Annotated in this window: 18 protein-coding genes; 13 read left to right on the top strand and 5 right to left on the bottom strand. The window is 75.9% G+C overall.

Annotation, left to right across the window (positions count from 1 at the left end):
* From ABD990_RS14000 to ABD990_RS13990, 3 genes are read left to right on the top strand one after another with little or no spacing between them, the layout of a single operon-like run.
* Window positions 1-897, top strand: a complete 897-nt coding sequence (locus tag ABD990_RS14000) for an SDR family NAD(P)-dependent oxidoreductase (RefSeq protein ID WP_345380904.1) — start codon at window positions 1-3, stop codon at window positions 895-897.
* Window positions 894-1,799, top strand: coding sequence for an AurF N-oxygenase family protein (locus ABD990_RS13995; protein WP_345380903.1), 906 nt, complete (start codon window positions 894-896; stop codon window positions 1,797-1,799). Before ABD990_RS14000 ends, ABD990_RS13995 begins: the two co-directional genes overlap by 4 nt.
* On the top strand, window positions 1,796-2,683 hold the full coding sequence (locus ABD990_RS13990) for an alpha/beta fold hydrolase (protein WP_345380902.1): 888 nt from the start codon (window positions 1,796-1,798) through the stop codon (window positions 2,681-2,683). Before ABD990_RS13995 ends, ABD990_RS13990 begins: the two co-directional genes overlap by 4 nt.
* Before the next feature lie 74 nt (window positions 2,684-2,757).
* Here the strand turns inward: ABD990_RS13990 and ABD990_RS13985 are convergent, their stop codons facing one another.
* The 3 genes from ABD990_RS13985 to ABD990_RS13975 form a co-directional block, all read right to left on the bottom strand.
* On the bottom strand, window positions 2,758-3,414 hold the full coding sequence (locus tag ABD990_RS13985) for a TetR/AcrR family transcriptional regulator (RefSeq protein WP_345380901.1): 657 nt from the start codon (window positions 3,412-3,414) through the stop codon (window positions 2,758-2,760).
* Between the two features lie 113 nt (window positions 3,415-3,527).
* The gene (locus ABD990_RS13980; protein WP_345380900.1) at window positions 3,528-5,894 is read right to left on the bottom strand and encodes a heavy metal translocating P-type ATPase; all 2,367 of its coding nucleotides are present in this window, start codon (window positions 5,892-5,894) and stop codon (window positions 3,528-3,530) included.
* Window positions 5,891-6,814, bottom strand: coding sequence for a hypothetical protein (locus ABD990_RS13975; RefSeq protein ID WP_345380899.1), 924 nt, complete (start codon window positions 6,812-6,814; stop codon window positions 5,891-5,893). The genes ABD990_RS13980 and ABD990_RS13975 overlap by 4 nt, the downstream gene beginning before the upstream one ends.
* Before the next feature lie 199 nt (window positions 6,815-7,013).
* Between ABD990_RS13975 and ABD990_RS13970 the strand changes: the two genes are divergently transcribed.
* From ABD990_RS13970 to ABD990_RS13930, 9 genes are all read left to right on the top strand, one after another.
* On the top strand, window positions 7,014-8,042 hold the full coding sequence (locus tag ABD990_RS13970; protein ID WP_345380898.1) for an alpha/beta fold hydrolase: 1,029 nt from the start codon (window positions 7,014-7,016) through the stop codon (window positions 8,040-8,042).
* Window positions 8,043-8,064: 22 nt separating this feature from the next.
* Window positions 8,065-9,237, top strand: coding sequence for an adenylyltransferase/sulfurtransferase MoeZ (moeZ, locus tag ABD990_RS13965; RefSeq protein ID WP_345380897.1), 1,173 nt, complete (start codon window positions 8,065-8,067; stop codon window positions 9,235-9,237).
* Window positions 9,238-9,872: 635 nt separating this feature from the next.
* On the top strand, window positions 9,873-12,329 hold the full coding sequence (locus ABD990_RS13960; protein WP_345380896.1) for a hypothetical protein: 2,457 nt from the start codon (window positions 9,873-9,875) through the stop codon (window positions 12,327-12,329).
* A gap of 222 nt (window positions 12,330-12,551) precedes the next feature.
* On the top strand, window positions 12,552-13,370 hold the full coding sequence (locus ABD990_RS13955) for a TIGR02569 family protein (protein ID WP_345380895.1): 819 nt from the start codon (window positions 12,552-12,554) through the stop codon (window positions 13,368-13,370).
* A gap of 201 nt (window positions 13,371-13,571) precedes the next feature.
* Window positions 13,572-14,951, top strand: a complete 1,380-nt coding sequence (locus tag ABD990_RS13950; protein WP_425569600.1) for an MFS transporter — start codon at window positions 13,572-13,574, stop codon at window positions 14,949-14,951.
* Window positions 14,952-15,017: 66 nt separating this feature from the next.
* Window positions 15,018-17,573, top strand: a complete 2,556-nt coding sequence (gene nirB, locus ABD990_RS13945; protein WP_345380894.1) for a nitrite reductase large subunit NirB — start codon at window positions 15,018-15,020, stop codon at window positions 17,571-17,573.
* Window positions 17,570-17,941 (top strand): nitrite reductase small subunit NirD, encoded by a 372-nt coding sequence (gene nirD, locus ABD990_RS13940; protein ID WP_345380893.1) that lies wholly within the window; start codon window positions 17,570-17,572, stop codon window positions 17,939-17,941. The genes nirB and nirD overlap by 4 nt, the downstream gene beginning before the upstream one ends.
* 47 nt (window positions 17,942-17,988) lie before the next feature.
* Entirely contained in the window at window positions 17,989-19,167 is a 1,179-nt protein-coding gene (locus ABD990_RS13935; RefSeq protein ID WP_345380892.1) for a uroporphyrinogen-III synthase, read from the top strand.
* Entirely contained in the window at window positions 19,164-19,925 is a 762-nt protein-coding gene (locus ABD990_RS13930) for a sirohydrochlorin chelatase (RefSeq protein ID WP_345380891.1), read from the top strand. The genes ABD990_RS13935 and ABD990_RS13930 overlap by 4 nt, the downstream gene beginning before the upstream one ends.
* Window positions 19,926-20,365: 440 nt before the next feature.
* Here ABD990_RS13930 and ABD990_RS13925 read toward each other — a convergent pair whose 3' ends face one another.
* Together ABD990_RS13925 and ABD990_RS13920 are read right to left on the bottom strand one after the other, a co-directional pair.
* A complete protein-coding gene (locus ABD990_RS13925) occupies window positions 20,366-20,644 on the bottom strand; it encodes an MGMT family protein (RefSeq protein ID WP_345380890.1) in 279 nt (92 codons plus the stop codon).
* On the bottom strand, window positions 20,644-21,417 hold the full coding sequence (locus tag ABD990_RS13920) for an alpha/beta fold hydrolase (RefSeq protein ID WP_345380889.1): 774 nt from the start codon (window positions 21,415-21,417) through the stop codon (window positions 20,644-20,646). Before ABD990_RS13920 ends, ABD990_RS13925 begins: the two co-directional genes overlap by 1 nt.
* 375 nt (window positions 21,418-21,792) lie before the next feature.
* Between ABD990_RS13920 and ABD990_RS13915 the strand changes: the two genes are divergently transcribed.
* Window positions 21,793-25,146, top strand: a complete 3,354-nt coding sequence (locus tag ABD990_RS13915) for an ATP-dependent helicase (protein WP_425569599.1) — start codon at window positions 21,793-21,795, stop codon at window positions 25,144-25,146.
* Window positions 25,147-25,228 lie beyond the last annotated feature (82 nt).

Here is a 25,228-nt window from a genome sequence, read left to right as displayed (position 1 = left end):
GTGTCGCTCAGGAGGACCCGGGGCCCGGTCCCGGCGGGGACACGGGTGCTGGTCACCGGTGCCGCGGGCGGGTTCGGCGCCCCCACGGTCGCGCGGCTGCGCGAGCAGGGCGCGAGGGTGGTCGGCCTCGACCGGTCGGTGGGAGAGGGCGTCCTCGCCTGCGACGTCACCGATCCGGCGGAGGTGCAGCGGACCGTGGCGGAGGCGGTCCGCACCCTCGGCGGCCTCGACGCCGTGGTGCACTACGCGGGCATCGGCATCCCGAACGACGCCGGCGGCCCCCTCGAGCCGGACGCGCTGAAGGTCATCGACGTGAACCTGCTCGGCGCCTGGCGGGTCACCAGCGCGGCGCTGCCCGCGCTGCTCGACGGCCCGGGCAAGGGCCGGGTGGTGTTCGTGGCCAGCGAGCTCGCCTACGTCACGCTGCCGTTCCTGTCGGCCTACAGCGTGGCCAAGCGCGGGATGTCCGCGTACGCCGACGCGCTGCGCCTGGAGTACGGCACCGCGGTGGACGGCACGGGCCTGCACGTCACGACCGTGTACCCCGGCTACGTCCGCACCCCGATCCACGAGGCGGGCCACGAGGTCGGGCTCTCGCTCGAGGGCCAGGTCCGCCGCGAGGAGGTCGAGGACATCGTGGGCACCGTCGTCGGCGCGCTCGCCGCGCGGCGGCCGCCACGCGACACCGCCGGGACGCTCGCCGGCCAGGCCGAGCTGTGGGTCGGCCGGCACGCGCCCGGCCTGCTGGGCCGCGGCGTCGTCCGCCGGATCCGGCAGCAGGCCGCTGCGGGCCGCTTCGACTCCTCGCCCGTCGCCGCGGGGCTGGTCCGCCGCCTCACCGGCCGCACCGTCCCCGCCGTGACCGGCGACCGCACCCCCGAGAGGAGCGCCTCGTGACCACCCCGGCCGTTCGCAAGCCCGTCCAGGACCGCGAGGCCACGGCGCAGCGCCTGCTGAGGTCGTCGGTGGAGCGGTCCTACGAGCCGCACCTGGACATCGACTGGGACGCTCCGCTGGTCGACGGGCTGTGGGGCATCCCGCCGCACCGCTGCAGCCTGTACGGCACCGAGCTGTGGGAGGGGCTCGGCGAGGAGCAGCGCCGCACGCTGAGCGTCCACGAGGTGTGCAGCGTGGCCCGCATCGGGCTGTGGTTCGAGATGATCCTCATGCAGATGCTGCTGCGCTACGCCTACGACCGCGACCCGCGCCGCGCGCACATCCAGTACGCCCTCACCGAGATCGCCGACGAGTGCCGGCACTCGATCATGTTCGCGAAGATGACGGAGCGGTACGGCGTGCCCGACTACGCGCCGCGCGGGCTCACCCACGAGCTGGGCCGGGTCTTCAAGACGGTCGGGTACGGCCCGGCGATGTTCGGCGGCACCCTGTTCGTCGAGGAGATCCTGGACCGCTTCCAGCGCGAGTCGATGCGGGACGAGACGGTGCAGCCGCTGACCCGCATGGTCAACCGGATCCACGTGACCGAGGAGGCCCGGCACGTCCGCTACGCCCGCGAGGAGCTGCAGCGGATCATGCCGAGGACCACCCGGGCGCAGCGCGAGATCGGCCGCTACCTCCTGGCCCGCATCGCCTTCGTGGTCGCGCGCAACCTGATCCACCCGGAGGTCTACACGTGCGTCGGCATCGACCCGCAGGTCTGCCGCAGGGCCGCGCTGGCCAACCCGCACTGGCGGGAGTCGCTGCGCTGGTCGGCGGGCAAGTGCGTGGAGTTCCTCCGGGACCAGGGCCTGATCGGCGGACCGACCGAGCTGCTGTGGAAGAAGGCGCACCTCGTATGACGACCGTGCGGGCCGCGGACGGCACCCCGTTGCACGTCGTGGAGTCCGGCCGTTCCGACGCGCCGGTGACGGTGGTGCTCGCGCACGGCTGGACCCTGGACGAGCGCTGCTGGGCGCCCGTCGCGGAGTCGCTCGCGGCGGGCGACGTCCGAGTGGTCCGCTACGACCACCGCGGGCACGGTCGCTCCGGCGCCGTCGACCCGGCGACGATGACCCTCGACCAGCTGGCGGACGACCTGGCCGCGCTGATCGGGCAGGTGGCGCCGCGGGGGCCGCTGGTGCTGGCCGGGCACTCGATGGGCGGGATGACCACGATGGCGCTCGCCGACCGGCAGGCCGACCTGGTGAGGGAGCGGGTGGCGGGCCTGGCGCTGGTCGCCACGGCGAGCGGCGGGCTCGGCGGGCAGACCTTCGGGCTGCCGTCGCCGGCGTTCGAGCTGGTGCGCGCCGCGGAGAAGAAGCTGTACGCCTCGAAGGGCTGGTCCACGCGGCGGGCGCTGAGCCGGCACCCGACGCTGCTCTCACCGGCCATGCGGTGGCTCCTGCTCGGGCCCGACGCCGGCAAGCAGGCGCTGCGGATCACCACGGCCTCGGTGTCGGGGTGCCGGCCGCTGACCGTCTCCGGCTTCCGGCCCACCCTGGAGGCGCACGAGCGCGACGCCGCCCTGGCCCTGTACTCGCAGGTCCCGGTGCACATCATGGTCGGGACGCGGGACCGGCTCACCCCGCCGCGCTACGCCCGGCGGATCCGGGAGGGCCTGCCCTCGGCCCAGCTCACGGTGTTCCCCGACGCCGGCCACATGCTCCCCGTCGAGCGCATCGCGGGCGTGGCCGGGCGGATCGCCGCTCTGGCGCGCTCCGCGGCCGGGACGCGGGCCGCGTGACCACCTGATCGTCGCCCCGATCGTCGCCGTCGGCGTGCCCCCGCCGGCCCGGCGATCGGGGCGGCTCCGCCGGTCTACTGCACGGCCTGGTCGTGGACCAGCGGGAAGCCCGCCAGCCCCTTCCACGCCAGCGCGGACATCAGCGCGACCGCCTCGTCCCGCGGGATCGACTGCTCCGAGTCCAGCCAGTACTGCGCGGTGACCTGGCTCAGCCCGACGAGGCCGACGGCCAGCAGCCGGGCGCGTTCGCCGTCGATGCCCGCGTCCTCGGTCACCACCGCCGCCACCGCGTCGATGCACTTGGTCAGGGCGCCGTCGACCAGCGCCGCGGCCTCGGGCTCGCCCCGCAGGTCCGACTCGAACACCAGCCGGTACGCGTGGCCTTCGCCGGCCACGAAGTCGAAGTACGCCGCGACGGCGGCGTGCACGCGCTCCCGGTTGTCGTGGGTGTGGTTGATCGCCTCGCGCACCCGGTTGACCAGCTCGTCGGCGTAGGTCGTGAGCAGTGCCCGGTACAGCTCGAGCTTGCCCGGGAAGTGCTGGTAGAGGACCGGCTTGCTGACCCCGGCCTTCTCGGCGATGTCGTCCATGGCCGCGGCGTGGTAGCCCTGCGCGGCGAAGACGTCCCGGGCCGCCACCAGGAGCTGGGCCCGGCGGGCGCTCCGGGAGAGCCGCGTGCCACGCGCGGGCATCTGGGCCGGTCCGGACGCCGCCGTTGCCGCCTCGCTCATCGTGCTCCCCTTCGGTACCGCTGTCGTGCCGGGTCACCTTACCCGCCGGTAGCCACCGACGTGGGATGACGCGTGCCGGGAGACGTGCAACGTGTCACCGACGGGCGCCGATCTCACCCCTGGCCGTGCCCCGCGACGACGCTGCGGAAACCGCGCAAGCGCAGGCTGTTGGCCACCACGAACACGGAGCTGAACGCCATCGCGGCGCCCGCGATCATCGGGTTGAGCAGCCCGAGCGCAGCCAGCGGGAGGGCCGCGACGTTGTAGGCGAACGCCCAGAACAGGTTGCCGCGGATGGTGCTCAGGGTACGCCGGGCCAGCCGGATCGCGTCGACCGCGGCCAGCAGGTCGCCGCGGACGAGCGTGAGGTCGCTCGCCTCGATCGCCACGTCCGTCCCCGTGCCGATCGCGAGGCCGAGATCGGCGGTGGCGAGGGCGGCGGCGTCGTTCACGCCGTCGCCGACCATCGCGACCGTCCGCCCCTCGGCCTGCAGCCGGCGCACGACGGCGACCTTGTCCTCGGGCAGCACGTCGGCGATCACGTCCGGCGGGTCGATGCCCGCCTCTGCGGCGACGGCGCGGGCCGCGGCCTCGTTGTCGCCGGTGAGCAGGATCGGGGCGAGCCCGAGGTCGCGCAGCCGCCCGACGGCCTCGGCGCTGGTCGGCCGCAGCGAGTCGGCCACGACGAGCACGCCGCGCGCCCGGCCGTCCCAGCTCACGCACACCGCCGTCCGTCCGGCCGCCTCCGCCCGCTCGCGGGCCTCGGCCAGCTCCGCGGGCAGCTCGATGCCGTACTCGGCGAGCAGCGCGGGCCGCCCGACCAGGACGGCGTGCGCCACGACCCGGCCGGTGCCGCCGGCGGGGGTGATCGGTGAGGCGCCGGTGGCGGCACGGACCGGCGCCGGCAGGCCGGGGAGCTGCGCGAGCTCCGCCACCACGCCCTGCACGCCGAGCCCGGCCCGGTTCTCGAAGTCGGACACGCCGGGCAGGCCGCCGAACCGCTCGCGCCCGGCCACCGCGATCGCCCGCGCGACGGGGTGCTCGGAACCGTCCTCGACCGCCGCGGCCAGCCGCAGCACGTCCTCCTCGGACTCCCGGCCGGCCGGGTGCACCTCCAGCAGGCGCATCCGCCCTCTCGTCAGCGTGCCGGTCTTGTCCAGGACCACGGTGTCGGCGCGGCGGGTGGACTCGAGGACCTCCGGGCCCTTGATGAGCACGCCGAGCTGGGCGCCCCGCCCGGTCCCGACCAGCAGCGCGGTGGGCGTGGCGAGACCCAGCGCGCACGGACAGGCGATGATCAGCACGGCGACCGCGGCGGTGAAGGCGGGTGCGGCGCCGGAGCCGCTGCCCAGCCAGAACCCGAGCGTCCCGACGGCGAGCGCGATCACGACCGGCACGAACACGCCGGAGACCCGGTCGGCCAGCCGCTGCACCGCGGCCTTGCCGTTCTGCGCCTCCTCGACGAGCGCGGCCATCCGGGCGAGCTGGGTGTCCGCGCCGACCCGGGTGGCCCGCACGACCAGCCGCCCGCCGGCGTTCACGCACCCGCCGACCACCGCGGAGCCGGGGGAGACCTCGGCCGGCACGGACTCGCCGGTGATCATCGAGACGTCGACGGCCGACGTCCCCTCCTCGACCTCGCCGTCCGTGGCGACCTTCTCGCCGGGGCGGACCAGGAACCGATCGCCGACCCGGAGCCGGTCGACCGGGACCCGCACCTCGGTCTCGCCGCGGAGCACCGAGACCTCGCGCGCACCGAGCTCGAGCAGCGCCCGCAGGGCCGCCCCGGCGGTACGCTTGGACCGGGCCTCGAAGTACCGGCCGGCGAGGATGAAGGTGGTGACGCCGGCGGCGACCTCGAGGTAGATCGCGTCCGCCCCGCCGCCGCGCGTGACGGTCAGCTCGAAGGGGTGGCGCATGCCCGGTACGCCCGCGCCGCCCCACAGCAGCGCGTACAGCGACCACGCCAGCGCGGCGAGCATGCCCAGCGAGACCAGCGTGTCCATGGTCGCGGCGCCGTGCCGCAGGTTCGTCCAGGCCGCGCGGTGGAAGGGCAGCGCCCCCCAGACGACGACGGGTGCGGCCAGGGTCAGGGAGATCCACTGCCAGGAGGTGAACTGCAGGGCCGGGACCATCGCGAGCACGATCACCGGGACCGCGAGCACCGCGCTCACGGTCAGCCGGGTCCGCAGGTCGCGGGCGTGCCGTGCGGCCGGGTCCTCCCGTTCCTCCTCGGCTGTGGGCGGCGCGGGCAGCTTAGCGGTGTACCCGGCGGCCTCCACGGTCGCGACCAGGTCCTCGGGCGAGACGTCCACGGGGTGGGTGACCGTGGCCTTCTCGGTCGCGTAGTTCACCGACGCCGTGACGCCGGCCATCTTGTTGAGCTTGCGCTCCACGCGGTTCGCGCAGGATGCGCACGTCATGCCGCCGATCGCGAGCTCGATCCGCGAGCCGGCCTCCGGAGTGGTCGGGGCGCTCATCGGGCACCTCCCGTCGCGGTGGCCGCGCCGGTCGTCGGGACGGTGAAGTCGACCGTGTGGATCTCGCCGGCGTGCCGGAACCGGAGGAACAGACGGTAGGTCCCCTCCGTCGGCACCGTGGCGGTGAAGGCGATGCCGGGGCCGGAGCGGTCCCCGGGCTCCGCGCGGGTCTGGGCGGTGACGGCCGTGTAGGCCAGGTCGCCGGCCCGCAGCGCGACGAGGTCGCCGAACGTCCCGCGCTCCGGCTCGAGGTCGGTGACGGCCCGCCCGTCGAGGCTGACCGTCGCGAAGATCGCGGACTCGGTGCCCGCGCGCAGGTCGCCGTCGATCCGGACCTGGTACCCGCCGACCTGGGCGGCGCGCGCGGGCGGGAACTCCAGCGGCGCGAACTCGCCCGGCGCGAAGACGTCCGTGCCCAGCACGGTGGGCGTGCCGCCGGCGGGGGTGAACTCGGCGAGCACCCGCCAGGTCCCGGCGGTGGGCAGCTGCAGCGGGGCGCGCCAGGTGCCGTCCGCGGCCATCTCGGGGTGGGCGACCTGCAGCCCTGCGCCGTCCCGGCGGACGACGAGCAGACGCAGCGCCGAGCCGTCCGCCCCCGGGGTGAAGGCGGTGACGGGCGCGCCGCCGGGGCCCGTGACGGCGAAGGCGAGGTCGGTGGCGCCGCCGGCGGAGGCCGCCGTCGTGGCCGGGACCAGCGTGTACCCGCCGGCGGTGGTGGCGAGGCCGTCCGTGCCGGCGCGGGTGACCGCGGTGCCCTGCAGGTCCATGTCCATCCCGGCGTGGACGTCTGCGGGGGCCTCCGCCGAAGCCGGGGCGGGAGGGCCGAGCGAGGGCTGCGCCAGTGCGCCCGCGCCCCAGGCAGCGCCGAAGACCACGCCGAGAATCCCGACGTAGGCCGCGAGACGTACCGCCGTGAGCATGCCCTCTTCCTTCCGCCGACCTGCCGCCCGGCAGGTCCGAACATACCAACGGGGGGTATCGCCCGTCGGATACGGGGGTCGAGGTGGGAGCCGTCACCGGCCCGGCTGACCAGCCGCGACGACGGAGGGGTGCGCCCGTCGGCGTCCGGAGTGGCCGCGGGAGTGGCCGCGGGCGCGCCGTTCTTGCCATCCTCGGGACGTGGTCTCCCTCTCGCTGCCGCTCGTTCACCCGCGGTTCGCCCGGGCCTCCGCACCTGCGCCGTTGGGGGAGCCCGGCGACCTCGGCGCGCTGCCCCCGCTGCCCGTGCACCAGCCGGCGTGGCCGGGCCGGCACGTCACGGCCGGCGGCGTGACGCTGCACGTCCGCGAGACGCCGGGGGAAGGTCCGGACGCCGTCTACGTGCACGGGCTCTCCGGCTCCGCCACGAACTGGACCGACGTCGCGGGCCTGCTGGCGCCGCGCGTGGCCGGCACCGCCGTCGACCTGCCCGGGTTCGGCTACACCGAGCCGGTCCCGTCCTGCGACTACAGCCCCGCCGGGCACGCCGACGCGCTGCTGTGCTGGCTGGCCGGACGCGGGCGGCCGGTGCACCTGCTCGGGAACTCGCTGGGCGGCGTCGTCGCCATGCTGGTGGCGGCCCGGCGGCCGGAGCTGGTGCGCACGCTCACGCTCGTCTCGCCCGCGATGCCGGACCGGCGGCCGGACCCGCGCCGGATGTCGGACCCGCGGATGGCGGTGGCCTGGATCCCCGGGCTGGGCAGCCGGGCCCGCGCGCAGCTGGCGGCCATGACCCCGCGTGCCCGGGCCGAGGCGACCATGCGGCTGTGCTTCGGCGACCCCGGCCGGGCCACGGACGCCCGGCTGGACGAGACGGCGCAGGAGATCGCCGCCCGGGGGCGGCAGCCGTGGGCGGGGCAGGCGATCGACCGGTCCGCGTTCGGGATGTTCCGCAGCTGGATGGGGCCCGGTCTGTGGCGGATCGCCGCCCGGGTGCCGGTGCCCACGCTGGTGGTCTGGGGCGACCGGGACCGGCTGGTCCACCCGCGGCTCGCGGTCCGGACGGCCCGCACCTTCCCGGACGGCCGGCTGGTCATGCTCGAGGGCGTGGGGCACATCGCGCAGATCGAGACGCCGGACCGCGTCGCCGCCGCCGTCGCCGCGTTCTGGGACGCGCCGGGGGATGGGAACATGTCCGTCGACGAACGTGTTGCGGCAAGGGACCGCTGAAGACGCGCAGGGAGTTGTGGACATGGCGCTACCGCCGCTCGTGGAGCCGGCCGCCGAACTGACCAAGGACGAGGTGGAGCGGTACAGCCGCCACCTGATCATCCCGGACGTCGGGATGGACGGCCAGAAGCGGTTGAAGAACGCGAAGGTGCTGGTCGTGGGCGCCGGCGGGCTCGGGTCGCCCGCGCTGCTCTACCTGGCCGCGGCCGGGGTCGGCACGCTGGGGATCGTGGAGTTCGACGAGGTCGACTCCTCCAACCTGCAGCGCCAGATCATCCACGGCCAGTCGGACATCGGCCGGCCGAAGGCCGAGTCGGCGCGCGACTCGATCAAGGAGGTCAACCCGCTGGTCGAGGTGCGGCTGCACCAGACCCGGCTGGACTCCTCCAACGTGCTGGAGATCTTCGCCGACTACGACCTCATCCTCGACGGCACGGACAACTTCGCCACCCGCTACCTGGTGAACGACGCCGCCGTGCTCTCGGGCAAGCCGTACGTCTGGGGCTCGATCTTCCGCTTCGAGGGCCAGGCCTCGGTGTTCTGGGAGGACGCCCCGAACGGCCAGGGCCTGAACTACCGCGACCTCTACCCCGAGCCGCCGCCCCCCGGCATGGTCCCCTCGTGCGCCGAGGGCGGCGTGCTGGGCGTGCTGTGCGCGTCGATCGGGTCGATCATGGTCAACGAGGCGATCAAGCTCATCACCGGTATCGGTGAGCCCATCCTCGGCCGGCTGGTCATCTACGACGCCCTCGAGATGACCTACCGCCAGGTGCGGATCCGCAAGGACCCGGACACCCCGAAGATCACCGAGCTGATCGACTACGAGGCGTTCTGCGGGACCGTGTCGGACGACGCGCAGCGGGCCGCCGCGGGCAACACGATCACCGCGCTCGAGCTCAAGGAGATGATGGACGCGGGCAAGGACTTCGCGCTCATCGACGTCCGCGAGCAGCACGAGTACGACATCGTGAACATCCCCGGCGCGGTGCTGATCCCCAAGGACCGGATCCTGTCCGGCGAGGCGCTGTCCGAGCTGCCCCAGGACAAGCCGATCGTGCTGCACTGCAAGTCCGGCGGGCGGTCCGCCGAGGCGCTCGCGGCGCTGCACAGGGCCGGGTTCGCCGACGCCGTGCACGTCGGCGGCGGCGTGCTGGCCTGGGTCAAGCAGGTGGAGCCGGACAAGCCCAGCTACTGATCCCTCCCCTCCGCGCGAGGCTCACACCGCCCGGCCCGGTTTTCACCGGGTCGGGCGGTGTGGTGTTTCCGGGGCTTGTCCGGCGCCGGCGGCGCGTCGCGGACTGTGATCAACTCGTGGCGACCGGGTGCCGGTGGCGGGTGGAACGGAGCAGCCCCGGCGGCCCGTCCTGACCGGCCGTGGTCGGCGTCGTTCCGATGAGGACGGTCGCGCCGCCGCGCGCCGTAGCATCCCGACCCGGTGGTGATCGACCACGCGGGAGCCGGAGGTGCCGGGTGGTGGGGGACGTCGCAGTTCACGGGTCGTCCGATGTGGTCTGTGCGCTGCCCGGCTGTGGTGCGCCGATCGAACCGGTCACCGGTCGGCCCCAGCGGAAGTACTGCTCGACGGCGCACCGGGCGGCGATGCGCCGGCTCCGGCGGGCGGCCGCGCACGCCGCGCAGGACCCGCGGGTGGTGGAGACGCTGCCGTGGTTACGGGAGCCGTCGTCCGGGTCGGCCCCGGGGTTCTCCCCGGTCGCCGGACCCGTGCCCGCTCCCCGGGACGGGTGCGAAGGTCCTCGGCCCGGGTCCACGGGCCGTGCGGGACGGGCACGCCGGGCCCGGGGTCCGGCCCGCCGCCGGCGCGCGGTCGCGGTGCTCGGGGCCACGGCCGTCCTGCTCGGCGGGTACGTGCTGACCGTGGCGTCCTCGCCGGGGCAGGCGCCGCAGGGCGTCGTCACGGGGCCGACGTCGACGGAGCAGTGGGCGAGCCGCGCCGAGCTCGTGCTGGTCGCGGTGAACCGCCAGCTCGACCTCCTCGCCCGGACCGAGCAGGCGTGGAACGCCAGCGAGGCGGCCCGGGCCGGCACCCCGCCGTCCGCCCTGCGCCGGCTGCAGCAGCGCCGACAGCTCCTCGAACGGCAGCGCGCAACGCTGCAGGCCCAGCTGGAGAGCTACCGGGAGCTGGAGCGCAGCGCCGACGAGCTGGAACGTGCCGAGGCCCGGCTCGCCGCGATCGAGAAGCTGCTGGCCGAGGGTCCGGCCGGCGACCCGGCCTGGTCCGCCGCGCTCGCGGCGCAGCGGGACCTGCGGATCCGCCAGCGCGACGGGATCCGGCAGCAGGTCGCCGCGTTGCGCTCCGGCGTCGACGCGGCCTCCCGCACGCCCCTGCCCGATCCCGCGGTCGAGGCCGGCCGCACGGACCGTGTCTCCGCCGAGGTGCTCGACGCCGCGGCGGGCCGGCCCGCTCCCGCGCCCACGCCGGGGCTGCACGCGCAGCCGCCGGCGGTGCAGGTCCGGGACGAGGTGGAGGACCGGCCGGCCGCCGTCGTCGGGACGAGCGGGCCGCCGGATCCCCGCGGGCCGGTCGACGAGACCGCGGAGCGGGACCGGTACGGGCGGGCCGCGGGCGATGGGGTCGCGTCCGGCGGGCGCGGGGCCGGCCGGGCTGTCGGCGCGGCAGGCCGCGGTGCCGGCGACGGCGTCGATCGGGTCGGACGCGCGGCCGGCGACGGCGCCGGCAGGGTCGGACGCACGGCGGGCGACGGTGTCGGCAGGGTCGGCGAGGGCGCCGGCGCCGCCGTGGGCTCGGTGGGTCGGGCCGCGGGGGCCGGACCGGCGGGCGAGGGTGCCGGGCGGGCCGTCGGAGCGGGCGCCCGCGGGACGGGCGAGGCCGTGGGCGCGGTCGGGGAGGGCGGCGGCGAGGCCGTCGGCACCGCGGCCGAGGGCGTCGGCGGGGCGGCGGGCGCGACCGCGACCGGTGCCGGGAACGCGCTCGACGAGGCCGGTCAGGGCCGCGGGGCCGCGGGGGCGCTGGCGGACGGGGCCGGCGAGGGCGTCGAGTCCGTGGGCGCCGGGGCCTCGAACGGGGTGAACGCCCTCGGATCGGCCGCCGGTCGGGGTGTGGGCGCGGTCGGCGACGGCGGGAGCGACGTGCTCCGCGAGCTCGGCGGGGTCGCCGGGGCGGGGACGAGGTCGGGATCGGCGGGGCCCGGCGCCGACGGCGCTGTGACGACCGCCGGTGATGATGTCGCTCCGGGGGTCGGTGCGGGGAGCTCCGGGGACGCCGGGGTCGGCGAGGTCGCGGCGGTCGCGGCCGCTGCTGTGGCTGCCGTGGATGCTGCGGGTGTGACGCCGGTCGGCGGTGGTCTCGCCGGACCGGCCGCCGCGGCCACCGTTGCTCCGGCCGCGCCGGGCGTCGCCGCGGCGGTGGCGGGACCCGTGGCCCGCTCGATGACGGGTGGGATCGGCGCGCCGTACGTGGAGGAGGCGGTGCACGAGGCGGACCGCCGGGCTGCCGAGGCCGCGGCGACGCCCGCGCCGACGCGGGAGGGCGTCGCGGCCACCCCATCCTCGGGCACCGTCGACGCGCAGGCTCGCGCCGCTGCGGCTCCCGCCGCGGCCGCGACGCGGAAGGCCGTGGGGTCCGTCGCGTCGGGCGAGAGGGCGACGGCCAAGGTCGTCCGGGCCTCCGCCCCGGCGGGGTCGGTCCGGTCCGGGTCTGCGTTCGCCCCCGACATGGCTGCCGCCGCCGGTGCGTCGGCCCGGCGGGCATCCGCGGAGATCGCCGAGGACCAGGTCCCGCGCGGGTCGCGCTCCTCCGGCGGCCCGGCGGAGGCCGCTGCACGGGAGGCCGTCGCGCGGGAGTTCGCGGGGGCAGGTGAGCGGCGGTCGCCGGAGGCGGCTGCGCCCGCGGCTGTGGCGCGGGAGTCCGCGCGGGCAGGGCAGCGCGGCGAGGGACGGTCCGCGGAGGCGGCGGCGCGTGAGGCCGTCGCCCGCGAGTTCGCCGACCCAGCCGAGCGCGCGCGGCGGTCGACCCCTGACTCCGGCTCGCAGCGCTCCCATGGTCGACAGGACGACGACAGCGACCGCTCCGACCGGGACCGCTCCGACCGGGACCGCTCCGACCGGGACCGCTCCGACCGGGACCGCTCCGACCGGGACCGCTCCGACCGGGACCGCTCCGACCGCGACCGCTCCCACCGGAGCTCCGACGACTCCGACCGCGACGGCACGTCGCACCGGACGTCCCGGGCCCACGGCTCCCACGACCACCACCACGAGCGAGGGGTGCACCACCACGACCACGCCGACCACGACGAGGAGCACTGACCCACACACCCCTGCGCTCAGTGCACGACGCCCCGACCTCCGGTTCCGGGCAGCGGGCACGAGCCGAGCTCGAGGCTGTCCGGATGAGCACCACTGCTGTCCGTGGTGCCCGCGACGACGACGGTGCTCATCTCGACCACCCCCGCGTGCCCGCCCCGCCCGCGAAGAGTTCTCCGCGTGGCACTCCTGCTCCATGGGTGCGCGCAGGTAGCGTGGCGCCCCGTGACGGCAGCACCCACGGTCCCGCAGGCGAGCGCGCTCCCCGAGCACGTCCGCGTCGCCTTCGGCGTGAAGGACGCGACGCCCCGGCCCGTGGTCTGGGCCGGGCAGCGCGCCTGGCACTGCGGTGAGGTCCTGCTGCGCCCGGTGGCCGACAACGCGATGGCCGCGTGGTCCGCGGGCGTCCTCGAGACGCTGGACGTCGAGGCGGTCCGGCTGGCCCGCCCCGTCCGCTCGTCGGACGGCCGGTGGGTCGTCGCGGGCTGGGCCGCGTCCCGGTTCCTCGCCGGCGCCTCCGAACCCCGGCACGACGACGTCGTCTCGGCCAGCCTGCGCCTGCACGCCGCGACCGCCACCGTGCAGCGTCCCCGCCTGCTCGACAACCGGGACGACCTGCTGGCCCGCTCCGCCGCCGCGGCCTTCGGCGAGCGCCGCTTCGCCCTCGACGAGGCCTCCGGTGGCCGGCTGTTCGCCGAGCTGGCCGCGCACCGGCGCCCGATGAAGTCGCCGCCGCAGGTCGTGCACGGCGAGCTGTTCGGCGCCGTGCTCTTCGACGGGGACGGCACGCCCGTCGTGCTGGACCTGGTGCCCTTCTGGCGCCCGCCGGAGTGGGCCGCGGCGGTCGTCGTCGTCGACGCGATCGCCTGGGGCGGGGCCGACGAGGGCCTCATGGACCGCTGGGCGCACCTCGACGAGTGGCCCCAGGCGTTGCTGCGCGCCGCCCTCTACCGGCTCGCCCTGCACGCCCAGCACCCCGACGCGTCGGCCCGCAGCGTCGCCGGGCTGGAGCGGGTGGCCGGGCTCGTCAGCGCCCGGCTCTGAGTCCGGCAGCACGTCCCTCACAGCCCTGACCTGCGCGTCGTGACCTCACACCGCAGCTGACCGAACGTGAGCGGGCCTTTGCGCCCGTGTCACACGGCGCCACCCCGGGGTAATCCCCGCTGCCTACCGTCCTGCGCATCCGAGAGACACGACCACGGATGCGCAGGAGGAGCCGGCGTGACAGCCACCGCAGAAGGACCGATCGACACGGAGACCGGGACCGTGTCCCGCGGCGTCGCCGGGGGGCGGTGGATCCAGCACTGGGAGCCGGAGGACGCCGGGTTCTGGGAGCGCACCGGCAAGGGGATCGCGAACCGCAACCTCTGGGCCTCGATCTTCGTCGAGCACGTCGGGTTCTCGGTGTGGACCCTCTGGTCGGTCTTCGTGCTGTTCATGGGCCCGGAGTACGGCGTCGACGCGGCCGGGAAGTTCTTCCTCGGCGCGACCGCCACGCTCGTCGGCGCGATCCTCCGGGTGCCCTACACCTTCGCCGTCGCCCGCTTCGGCGGCCGCAACTGGACGGTGATCAGCGGCCTGCTGCTGCTGATCCCGACGATCGCGGCGGCGTTCGTGCTCCAGCCCGGCACCCCGTACTCGGTGTTCGTGCTGATGGCGGCCCTGGCCGGCTTCGGCGGCGGCAACTTCGCCTCGTCGATGACCAACATCAACGCGTTCTTCCCGGAGGGTCGCAAGGGCACCGCGCTGGGTCTCAACGCCGGCGGCGGGAACCTCGGCGTCGCGGTCATCCAGCTCATCGCGCTGCTGGTCATCGCCACCTCGGGCGCCGGCCACCCGAAGATCCTGCTCGCCGTCTACATCCCGCTGATCGTGGTCTGCTCGATCGTCGCGGCCTTCACGATGGACAACATCGCCTCCGTCAGCAACGACAAGGGCGCCTTCTCGCTGGCGCTGAAGGAGCGCGACACCGGGATCATGTCGGTGCTCTACATCGGCACCTTCGGCTCGTTCATCGGTTACAGCTTCGCGTTCGGCCTGGTCCTGCAGACCCAGTTCGGCCGGACCCCGCTGCAGGCCGCGGCCGTCACCTTCATCGGTCCGCTGCTCGGCTCGTTCATCCGCCCCATCGGCGGCTGGATGGCCGACCGGCTGGGCGGGGCCAAGGTCAGCGCGGTGAACTTCGGGCTGATGGCCGTGTCGGCGCTGATCTGCATCGTCGCCTCGGGCAGGAACTCGCTGGCCCTGTTCACGCTCGGGTTCATCCTGCTGTTCGTCTTCTCGGGCATCGGCAACGGCTCGACCTACAAGATGATCCCGGCGATCTTCCGGCGGCAGGCGCTGGAGCGGATCGGTGAGGGCGCCGACCGCGCCGCGGCGATGCTGCACGCCCGCCGCGTCTCCGGTGCCGCGATCGGCCTGATCTCGGCGGTCGGCGCGCTCGGCGGCCTGCTGATCAACCTGGCCTTCCGGCAGTCCTTCGCGGCCACCAGGTCCGGCGTCCCCGCGTTCTGGGCCTTCCTGGCCTTCTACGTGATCTGCGCCGGCATCACCTGGGCCGTCTACCAGCGGCAGGCCTCGTCGGTCCGCACCGGTGAGGGCCAGGTCGCCCTCGCCCGCGTCTGACCGCGGCCCTCGATCCACCCGCACGCACAGCACGAACGCCGCCCGCTGCGGCACAGGAGGTACGACGTGACGGACACACGGCATCTCGTCGTGGTCGGCAACGGGATGGTCGGGCACCGGCTCGTCTCGGCGCTGCGCGACCGCGACGGGCGCGGCGACTGGCGGATCACCGTCCTCGGCGAGGAGACCCGGCAGGCCTACGACCGGGTCGCCCTGTCGTCGTACGTCGACGGGAAGAGCGAGGAGGAGCTGCGGCTCGCCGAGCTCGCGGACCCGCTGGTGGACCTGCGGCTCGGCGACCCCGCGGTCGCCGTGGACCGGGAGCGCCGCACGGTCACCACCGCCTCCGGCGACGAGCTGACCTACGACGCCCTGGTCCTCGCCACCGGGTCCGTCCCGTTCGTGCCGCCGGTGCCCGGCCGTGACCTGCCGAACTGCTTCGTCTACCGCACGCTCGACGACCTCGACGCGATCAAGGCGGCCGCCGCGGCCGCCGTCGCCCGGCCGGGCCCCGGGCGACGCTCCGCGGTCGTCGTCGGCGGGGGGCTGCTCGGCCTCGAGGCCGCCCGGGCGATGCGCCTGCTCGGGTTGTCCCCGCAGGTCGTGGAGATCGCGCCCCGGCTGATGCCGGTGCAGGTCGACGAGGGCGGCGGCGCCCTGCTGCGCGACCTCGTGACCCGGCAGGACATCGCGGTGCGGACCGGTGTCGCCGTCAGCGGCATCCGTGAGGAGCGGGACCGGCTGGTCGCCACCCTGTCCGACGAGGTGGAGCTCGACGCGGACGTCGTCGTCTTCTCCGCGGGGATCCGGGCCGCCGACTCGCTGGCCCGCGAGTCCGGGCTGCGCCTCGGCGAGCGCGGCGGCGTCTGGGTGGACGCGACCTGCCGCACCGAGGACGAGCACGTCTGGGCCATCGGCGAGGTCGCGGCCCTGGAGGGGCGCACCTACGGGCTGGTCGCGCCGGGGTACGCGATGGCCGAGGTCGTCGCGGACCGGCTGCTCGGCGGGCAGGCGTGCATGACGCCCGAGGAGCTGGACATGTCCACCAAGCTCAAGCTGCTGGGCGTCGAGGTGGCGAGCTTCGGGGACGCGCACGCGGCCTCCGAGGGTGCGCTCGCGGTCGTCGTCAACGACCCGGTGGCGGGCACCTACTCGAAGCTCGTGGTGTCCGACGACGCGCAGACCCTGCTGGGCGGTGTGCTGGTCGGGGACGCGTCGAGGTACTCCACGCTCCGCCCGATGGTCGGCATGAAGCTCCCGGCCGACCCGGTCGCGATGATCGCGCCCGGCGGCGTCGAGCTCGGGGCGGACGCGCTGCCGGACTCCGCGCAGATCTGCTCCTGCAACGCCGTGACCAAGGGGGCGCTCAAGGAGGTCATCGGGGGCGGCGCGTGCACGGTCCCGGACCTCAAGGCCTGCACCAAGGCGGGCACGAGCTGCGGCTCCTGTGTCCCGCTGCTGAAGAAGATGCTGGTCGACGAGGGCGTCGAGGTCTCCAAGGCGATCTGCGAGCACTTCGCCTTCTCCCGCGCCGAGCTGTTCCAGATCATCGCCAGCACCGGGATCCGGACCTTCACCGAGCTGGTCGAGAAGCACGGCACCGGCCGCGGCTGCGACCTGTGCAAACCCGCCGTCGCGTCGATCCTGGCCTCGCTGGGCACCGGCCACATCCACGAGGGCGAACAGGCCACCCTGCAGGACACCAACGACCACTTCCTCGCCAACATGCAGCGCAACGGCACCTACTCGGTGGTGCCGAGGATCGCCGGCGGCGAGATCACGCCCGAGGGGCTGATCGTGATCGGCGAGGTGGCGCGGGACTTCGGGCTCTACACCAAGATCACCGGCGGGCAGCGGATCGACATGTTCGGCGCCCGCGTCGAGCAGCTGCCCGCGATCTGGAAGCGACTGGTCGACGCCGGGTTCGAGTCCGGGCACGCCTACGGCAAGTCGCTGCGCACGGTGAAGTCCTGCGTCGGGTCGAGCTGGTGCCGCTACGGCGTGCAGGACTCGGTCGGCATGGCCGTGCTGCTGGAGCTGCGGTACCGCGGGCTGCGCAGCCCGCACAAGCTCAAGTCCGGCGTCTCGGGCTGCGCGCGCGAGTGCGCCGAGGCCCGGTCCAAGGACTTCGGCGTGATCGCCACGGAGAAGGGCTGGAACCTCTACGTCGGCGGCAACGGCGGCGCGACGCCGAGGCACGCGCAGCTCATCGTGCAGGACGTGGACCAGGAGACCCTGATCCGCACGATCGACCGCTTCCTCATGTTCTACATCCGCACCGCGGACCGGCTGCAGCGCACCGCACCGTGGCTGGAGGAGCTGGAGGGCGGGCTCGACCACCTGCGCGAGGTGATCGTCGACGACACGCTCGGCATCTGCGCCGAGCTCGACGCGGCGATGGCCCGGCATGTCGAGAACTACGCCGACGAGTGGCGGGGTGTCCTCGAGGACCCGAAGAAGCTGGAGCGCTACGTCTCCTTCGTCAACGACCCCGAGACGCCCGACCCGACCATCTCGTTCGTGACCGAGCGGGGCCAGCCCGTCCCGACGCCGCGTCCGGGCGATCCCGAGCCCGTCCTGATCGGGGTGCCCGCGTTCGGCCGCCAGGAGGTGCAGTGGTGACCACGACCGACGAGCGTCCGGTGACGGACGACCCGGGGACGGCCCTCCGCTGGGAGACGGCCTGCCGGCTGGAGCGGCTGCAGCCCGAGCGCGGAGTCGCAGCCCTGTTCGGCGACCAGCAGGTCGCGATCTTCCGCACGCACGCGGGCGAGCTGTACGCGATCGGCAACATCGACCCGAAGTCCGGCGCCGCGGTGCTGTCCCGCGGCATCGTCGGGGACCGGGGCGGCGAGCCCACCGTCGCCTCGCCCGTCTACAAGGAGTCGTTCAGCCTCGTCGACGGACGTTGCCTCGACGCTCCCGGGGTCTCCGTGCCCGCGTACCCGGTCCGCGTCCACGACGGTCGTGTGCAGATCGGGTTACGGTGACCACTCCGGCGTTCAGCTCCGACCCCGACGTAGCGGAGAATGCCCCGATGAGCGCCCCCACCACCACCGAGGCGCAGGTCCCCCCACTGGCCGGCTTCACGGTCGGCGTCACGGCCGCCCGCCGGGCCGAGGAGCTGGGCACGATGCTCGAGCGCCGGGGGGCGTGCGTGCAGCACGGGCCGGCGCTGCGCATCGTCCCCCTCGCCGACGACGCCGAGCTCGAGGCCCGCACCCGGGACCTGATCGAGCGGCCGCCGGACGTCACCGTCGCCACGACCGGCATCGGGTTCCGCGGGTGGATCGAGGCCGCGGACGGCTGGGGGATGGGCGAGGACCTGCTGGCCGCGCTGTCGCACGGTGAGCTGCTGGCGCGCGGTCCGAAGGCGCGCGGGCAGATCCGGGCGTCCGGGCTCACGGAGGTGTGGTCGCCGCCGTCGGAGTCCTCGGCGGAGGTGCTCGACCACCTGCTCGAGGAGGGGGTCGACGGACGGCGGATCGCGGTCCAGCTGCACGGCGAACCCCTGCCGGACGTCGTCGAGGCGCTCGAGATGGCGGGCGCCGAGGTCGTCGAGGTGCCGGTGTACCGGTGGGTGCCGCCCGCCGACCTGGCGCCGATGGACCGGCTGACCGACCTCGTGCTGGCCGGCGGTGTCGACATGCTGACCTTCACCAGTGCCCCCGCGGCGGCGAGCCTGCTGGCCCGCGCGGCCGAGCGGGGGCTGCGCGAGGAGCTGGTCGCGGCGCTGCGCGGGCCGGTGCTGGTCGTGTGCGTCGGGCCGGTCACGGCCGCGCCGCTCGAGGCGGTCGACGTCCCGACGCTGCAGCCGCAGCGGTCGCGCCTCGGCGCGATGGTCCGCGCGCTGGAGGCCGAGGCCCCGGCCCGCGCCCGCCGGCTGCCCGTCGCCGGGCACCGGCTGGAGCTGCGCGGGCACGCCGCCCTCGTCGACGGCGAGCTCAAGGCGGTGCCGCCCACCGGCATGGCCCTGCTGCGGGTGCTCGCCCGGCGTCCGGGGCGGGTCGTGTCCCGTGCGGAGCTGCTGCGCGCGCTGCCCGGCGGGGGCGGGGACGAGCACGCGGTGGAGACGGCGATGGCCCGGCTGCGCTCGGCGCTGGGCGTGCCGAAGCTGATCCAGACCGTGGTGAAGCGCGGGTACCGGCTCGCGCTCGACCCCAACGCCGGCCCGTCGCCGCTGGGTGGGCACTGCGTGTCCGGGGACGAGCGATGAGGGCGACGACGACCGTGCCCGACCTGCCGCTGACGCTGCCTCCGTCCGGACCGGGGACGAACCTGCCGCCGCTGGTCCTGGTCGCGCACGGGAGCCGGTCGGACGCCGCCGACGCGGTGGTCCACGAGATCGCGGCCGGGGCGCGCGCCGCGCTGCCCTGCGTCGAGGTGCGGGTCGGGTACGTCGACGTCCGGCGGCCGGCCGTCGCCGACGCCGTCCGCGGGCTCGACGGCGCCGTGGTCCTGCCCGCCTTCCTCGCCTCCGGCTACCACGTGCGCACCGACCTCCCGGCGCAGCTCGCCGAGGTGGGCGCGGGGCCGGACCGGTTCGTCGTCACGCCGGCGCTCGGCCCCGACCCGCTGCTCGTCCGCGCGGCGCTGGCCCGGCTGGCCGACGCCGGGCACCGGGTCGGCGACACGGTCGTCCTGGCGGCCGCCGGGTCCTCCGACGCCGCCGCCGTCGCCGAGGTCCGGGCCGCGGGGAAGATGCTGGCCGACGCGCTCGGCCGCAGCGTGCGGGTCGGGTTCGCCGCCACCGCCACCCCTCGGATCGACGCCCTGGTCGAGGGCCTGCGCCGCGCCGGGTCCGAGCGCATCTCGGTGGTGTCCTGGCTGCTCGCACCGGGGGTGTTCCACACCCGGGTCCGGGACACCGGCGCCGACGCGGTGGGCGACCCGCTCGGCGCGCACCCGGACGTCGTCGCCGCCGTGGTGGCGCGCTACCACGCCGGCGTGGAGACGGGTCGGGTCGCGGCGTAGGAGTCGCGCCCGCCGGCGCTGCTGTGAGTGGCGACGGTCGCCACTCACGACGCGCTGCTGGCGGGGAAGTGCGGGATCGGCGCGGCTGCCCCCGGCCGCCGCAAGTCGGCGCCGCAGGGTGATCGTCAGATGCGTGCGTCCATGGCTTGCCGAGGGACCATCGCCGCATCCGGCCGCTGATCTAGGGCGCGGTCGAGATCGCGCCCCAGGTTGATCGTCGGGTGCGTGCGTTCAGGGCTTGCCGAGGGACCGTCGCCGCACACGGCCGCTGACCATGGGGCGGTCGTGGGAGCGGCGCTCCGGCGTGATCGGCGGGCGCGTGCAGGGGGAGCGGGTGCGTCGGCCCGAGAGCACGGCATCGCTGTCAGCGGCGCGGGCGTTCGCGGCGGGCGCGTGCGGCGACGGCCGGTGCGGCGACCCGGACCGCGCCGGAATGCCGATCAGCGGCGGTCGCGGGGGAGGCGGCCGTCGACGAGGAGCACGCCCTCGGCCCGCAGCCGCGCGGACTGCTCCTGCGCGATGTGCGGGGCGCAGGAGCCGTCGGCGCGCAGGACGCGGTGCCAGGGCAGGTCGTGGCCGTCCTCCGCGAGGATCCGGCCCACCAGCCGCGCCCGGCCGGGGATGCCGGCGTCGGCGGCGACCCGCCCGTACGTGCTGGTCGCGCCCGGCGGGATCGCGGCGACGACGGCACGCACCCGCTCGAGCGTCTCCTCGTCCATCAGCCCTCCAGGAAGCCCCGCAGATGCTCCGCGACCTCGGCGGTCCGCTCCAGGTACAGCATGTGCCCGGTGTCCACCGGGGTGACCGTGAGGTCCGCGCCCAGCTCGGCGCGGCAGGCCTCCAGCCACTTCTCGGACACGAAGTCGGCCCCGGTCGCCGGCATGATCAACGTCCGCAGCCCGGTCGGCGGCACCACGGCCTCGCGCGCCATCTCGCCCCACGCCGCGACCAGCGTCGCGCGCGAGTAGCGCCACCGCCACGCGCCGTCCCGCTGCTCGAGATGGGCATCGACCTCGGCGTCGACCAGCTCCGCCGGCACGTCCGCCCAGCTCTCCGCCTTGGCCGCCCGGGCCGCCGCGCGGTCGGGGAACGACTCGTCCTCCCGCGACTCCTCGGCGGTCTCGAGCATGTCCTGCGGGTCGAGCCCGATCGCCGGGTCGAGCAGCACGAGCCTCGTGACGCGCTCCGGTGCGGTGCGGGCGAGATGGGTCGCGATCGCCCCGCCGAACGAGTGCCCGACCACGGCCGCCCGGTCGATCCCGTGCGCGTCGAGCACGCCGAGCGCGTCGGCGACGTGCTGCTCCAGGTTCCACGGCGGCACCCACGGCGACCGCCCGTGCCCGCGGAGGTCGACGCCGAGCCAGCGCAGCCCCGGCAGGGCCTCGGTCAGCGGCCGGAAGCGCAGACCGTGCCCGGTGACACCGTGCAGGGCGAGCACCGGTGGACCGTCGGGGTCGCCGGCGAGGTGGACGTGGAGGGGAGCGTCGGGCATGGGGTGATCGTGCCACCCGACCCCGACAGGATCGCCCGTGATTCCGAGCGCTACAGGAGCGCTCCTCCCACGACGGCTTCGTGCCCCTCGGATCGATCACTGAGGCTGTGATCACTGCGACCGTCACGTGAACGCTGCCAGACCGACAGCACGGTGACACTCGGAAGGATCACCAGCACCGCCGCCCCACCTCGTGCCTGGCGGTGGTCGGCAGAGCGACTAGCGCCATTCACCGGGGTAGCCTCCCCACCCCGCGCGGAACTGTCGGTGCGGCGTGGTCGAATCGTCCGCGTGACCCCCGATCCCGCCCGCCGTGCCGCGGTCGACGGCCTGTCCGTCGGCGGCGGTCGGGCGAGCGCGGCCGAAGGACCGCTGCTGGTCCGGCCGGCCCGGCCCGCGGTGCCGGAGCCGGAGTGGGAGGCGGCGGCGCGCCGGGTCGTCGAGCACGAGGCCGGGCCGCTGCGGGTGATCGGCGGGCCGGGCACCGGGAAGACCACGGTGCTGCTCGAGAGCGTGGCGCGGCGGGTGCCGGCAGGCGTGGACCCGGGTCGCATCCTGTTCCTCGTCGGCAGCCGCCGGGCGGCCGCGGACCTGCGCGAACGGATCGTCCGCAGGATCCACCCGGACGATCCCGCGGTCACCGCGATCCGGGCGAACACCTCCCGCGAGATGCTCGTGCGCACCGTGCACTCGTACGCGTTCGGGATCATGCGGCTGCACGCGGCGCGGGCGGGCGACCCACCGCCCCGGCTGCTCGCGGGCGCGGAGCAGGACGCGGTGGTCCGCGACCTCCTGGCCGGCGAGATCGCGAACTGGAACGGCAGCGTGCCCGGCTCCGGCTGGCCCGAGCGGCTCCGGCCCGCGCTCGGCATCCCCGCCTTCGCCGCCGAGCTGCGCGAGCTGCTGCTGCGCGCCGAGGAGCGCGGGCTCGGGCCCGAGGAGCTGCTCGCCCTCGGTGAGCGCCACGGGGTGCCCGAGTGGGAGGCCGCCGGCCGCTTCTTCCGCACGTACGAGCAGGTCATCCTGCTGCGTGGCGCCGCGGGCGGGGCCGCCCCCCACGCCACCGCGCCCGCGCTCGACTCCGCGGAGCTGGTGGCCGCGGCGCTCGACGCGCTGGCCTTCGATCCCGACCTCCTGCACGCCGAGCGCGAGCGCGTCCGCCACCTCCTGGTCGACGACGCGCAGGACCTCGACCCCCAGCAGCTCGAGCTGGTCCGGGTGCTGGCCCGCACCGCGACCAGCACGCTGATCGCCGGCGACCCCGACCAGGCGGTGCTCGGGTTCCGCGGCGCCGATCCGGACGGGCTGCGCGCGGTCGACGCGCCCACCGCGGTGCTGACCGTCGACCACCGGCAGCGGGACGCGGTGCGCGCCGCGGGCGCCCGGCTGGCGTCGCGGCTGGCCGGGTCGGGCGAGGGCAGGTTGCGGGTCGCGCCCGCGTCGCTGTCGCCCGAGGTCCCGGACCCGGGGTCCGTGCTGGTCCGCACCTTCTCCTCGGCGGCCACCGAGGCCGCCTGGATCGCCGACCGGTTGCGGCGGGCGCACCTGGTGGAGGGCGTCCCCTGGTCCGAGATGGCCGTGCTGTCCCGGTCGGCGCGGCGGACCCTGCCCGCGCTGCGGCGCGCCCTGGTCGCGGCGGGTGTGCCGATCGCGGCGCCGCCGGAGGAGCTGCCGCTGGCGCGCCAGCCCGCGGTCCTGCCCTTCCTGCTGATCCTGCGGGCGGCCACCCGGCCCGAGGAGATCGACGCCGACGCCGCCACCGCGCTGGTCACCTCGGCGCTCGGCTCGGGCGACCCCATGCGGATGCGCCGGTTGCGCCGCGGCCTGCTCCGCCTGCACGCGGCGGGGGAGGAGGGCCGGCGCCGCCGCGCGGACCCCGAGCCGCCCCGCGAGGACGCCGACCCGCACGACCTCTCGGCGGAGGACGTGGAACGCGTCGGCAGCGATCCGCTGCTGGTCGAGGCCCTGCGGGCCGCCGCGGCCGGCCGCCCCGACCCGCTCACCGCGCTCCCGCCCGGGGACAGCGCGCCCCTGCGCGCCGTCTCGGCCCTGCTCGCCGCGGCCGCCGAGGCCGCCGGAGAGGGGCGCACGGTCGAGGAGGTGCTCTGGCGGGTGTGGCAGCGCAGCGGTCTGGCCCGTCGTTGGGCCGCCGCCAGCGCCCGCGGCGGCCCGGTGGGCGCCGCCGCCGACCGCGACCTCGACGCCGTGCTCGCGCTGTTCGACGCCGCCGCCCGCTACACCGACCGCCTGCCCGGGGCCGACGTGGCCGGCTTCGCCGAGTACCTGGGCGACCAGCACCTCCCGGGCGACACCCAGACCACCGGCGCACCGCGCGAGGACGCGGTCGCCCTGCTGACCGCGCACGCCGCCCGCGGCCGCGAGTGGGAGGTCGTCGCGGTCCCCGGCGTCCAGGAGGGCAGCTGGCCGGACCTGCGGCTGCGCGGCAGCCTGCTGGGCAACGAGCGGCTGGTCGACGTCGTCGCCGGCGTCGCCGAGCCGACCGGGCCCGAGGCGGCGGTGTCCCGGGTGGCCCCGCTGCTCGCCGAGGAGCGGCGGCTGTTCTACGTCGCGTGCACCCGGGCCCGCCGCACCCTGCTGGTCAGCGCGGTGCACGCGGAGGACGAGCAGCCCTCGCGCTTCCTCGACGAGCTCGACCCGCTGCCGGCCGACGCGTCCGAGGGCAGGCCCACCTTCCGCCCCGGCCGGGCGCTCGTCCTGGCCGAACTGGTCGGCGAGCTGCGCCGCGCCGTCACCGAGCCGGACCACGGCGACCCGCAGCGGGCGGCCCGGCGCCGGCGCGCGGCGGCCCAGCTCGCCCGGCTGGCCGCGGAGAAGGTGCCCGGCGCCCACCCGGACGACTGGTACGGCCTGCCCGAGCCGTCCGCCGACGCGCCGCTGCGCCCCGAGGGCGAGATCGTCTCGGTGTCGCCGTCGGACATCGAGCGGATCCTGTCCTGCCCGCTGCGCTGGGTGCTCGAGCGGCACGGCGGCAACGAGACCGGCGCCCTGTCGGCCGTCACCGGCTCGCTCGTCCACGCCCTGGTGCAGGCGGAGGCCGCCGGCGCCGCGCCCGCGGAGCTCGACGCCGCGCTGCGCACCGCCTGGGCCCGGCTCGACGCCGGCGCGCCCTGGTTCGGCCGCCGCGAGCTGGCCCGGGTGCGCGGGATGCTCGCCGGCTACGCCCAGTGGCTCCGCGAGAGCCGCGCGCAGGGCCTGCGCCTGGTCGCCGTCGAGCACCCCGTGCAGCTCGACATCGAGGGCGACGACCCGGACGAGATCGAGGTCGGCACGCCCCGACCCACTGTGCGGCTGCGTGGCCGCGTCGACCGGCTGGAGGTCGACGCGGAGGGCCGCCCGGTCGTCGTCGACGTCAAGACGGGGCGGACCGCGGTGAGCGCCGCGTCGGCCGCCGAGCACCCGCAGCTCGCGGTCTACCAGCTCGCCGCGACCCTGGGCGCCTTCTCCGACCTGGTCGGCGAGGGCGCCGCGCCCGGCGGCGCGCGCCTGGTGTTCGTCGCCGACCGGAAGGCGACGGGCTCGCCGAAGGAGCCGGTCCAGCCCCCGCTCGACGCCGAGGCCGCCGGCCGGTGGCGGGACGTGGTGTGGGAGGCGGCGCGGCAGACCTCGGGCCCGGCGTACGTCGCGCACGTCGGACCGGACTGCGACCGTTGCCCCGTTCGGGGGAGTTGCCCCGCCGTGGAGTCCGGTCGCTCGGTGGTCGAGGAGTGAGCCGGGTGGGCATCGCCGCCGCCGCGTCCGCACGGCGGCGACCGTGCAGCGCGCCCGTGCGTCCGCTCGGAGTATCGGCGGT

This window comes from Pseudonocardia yuanmonensis, assembly GCF_039542425.1.
Lineage (GTDB): Bacteria > Actinomycetota > Actinomycetes > Mycobacteriales > Pseudonocardiaceae > Pseudonocardia > Pseudonocardia yuanmonensis.
Note: the sequence above shows the minus strand (reverse complement) of the source record. Positions and strands in the feature narration are given on the sequence as shown.

Coding starts and splice junctions, on each gene's coding strand:
- ABD990_RS13990 (WP_345380902.1), top strand. CDS start 1,796: ATGACGACCGTGCGGGCCGCGGACGGCACCCCGTTGCACGTCGTGGAG.
- ABD990_RS13985 (WP_345380901.1), bottom strand. CDS start 3,414: ATGAGCGAGGCGGCAACGGCGGCGTCCGGACCGGCCCAGATGCCCGCG.
- ABD990_RS13980 (WP_345380900.1), bottom strand. CDS start 5,894: ATGAGCGCCCCGACCACTCCGGAGGCCGGCTCGCGGATCGAGCTCGCG.
- ABD990_RS13975 (WP_345380899.1), bottom strand. CDS start 6,814: ATGCTCACGGCGGTACGTCTCGCGGCCTACGTCGGGATTCTCGGCGTG.
- moeZ (WP_345380897.1), top strand. CDS start 8,065: ATGGCGCTACCGCCGCTCGTGGAGCCGGCCGCCGAACTGACCAAGGAC.
- ABD990_RS13935 (WP_345380892.1), top strand. CDS start 17,989: ATGAGCGCCCCCACCACCACCGAGGCGCAGGTCCCCCCACTGGCCGGC.
- ABD990_RS13930 (WP_345380891.1), top strand. CDS start 19,164: ATGAGGGCGACGACGACCGTGCCCGACCTGCCGCTGACGCTGCCTCCG.
- ABD990_RS13925 (WP_345380890.1), bottom strand. CDS start 20,644: ATGGACGAGGAGACGCTCGAGCGGGTGCGTGCCGTCGTCGCCGCGATC.
- ABD990_RS13920 (WP_345380889.1), bottom strand. CDS start 21,417: ATGCCCGACGCTCCCCTCCACGTCCACCTCGCCGGCGACCCCGACGGT.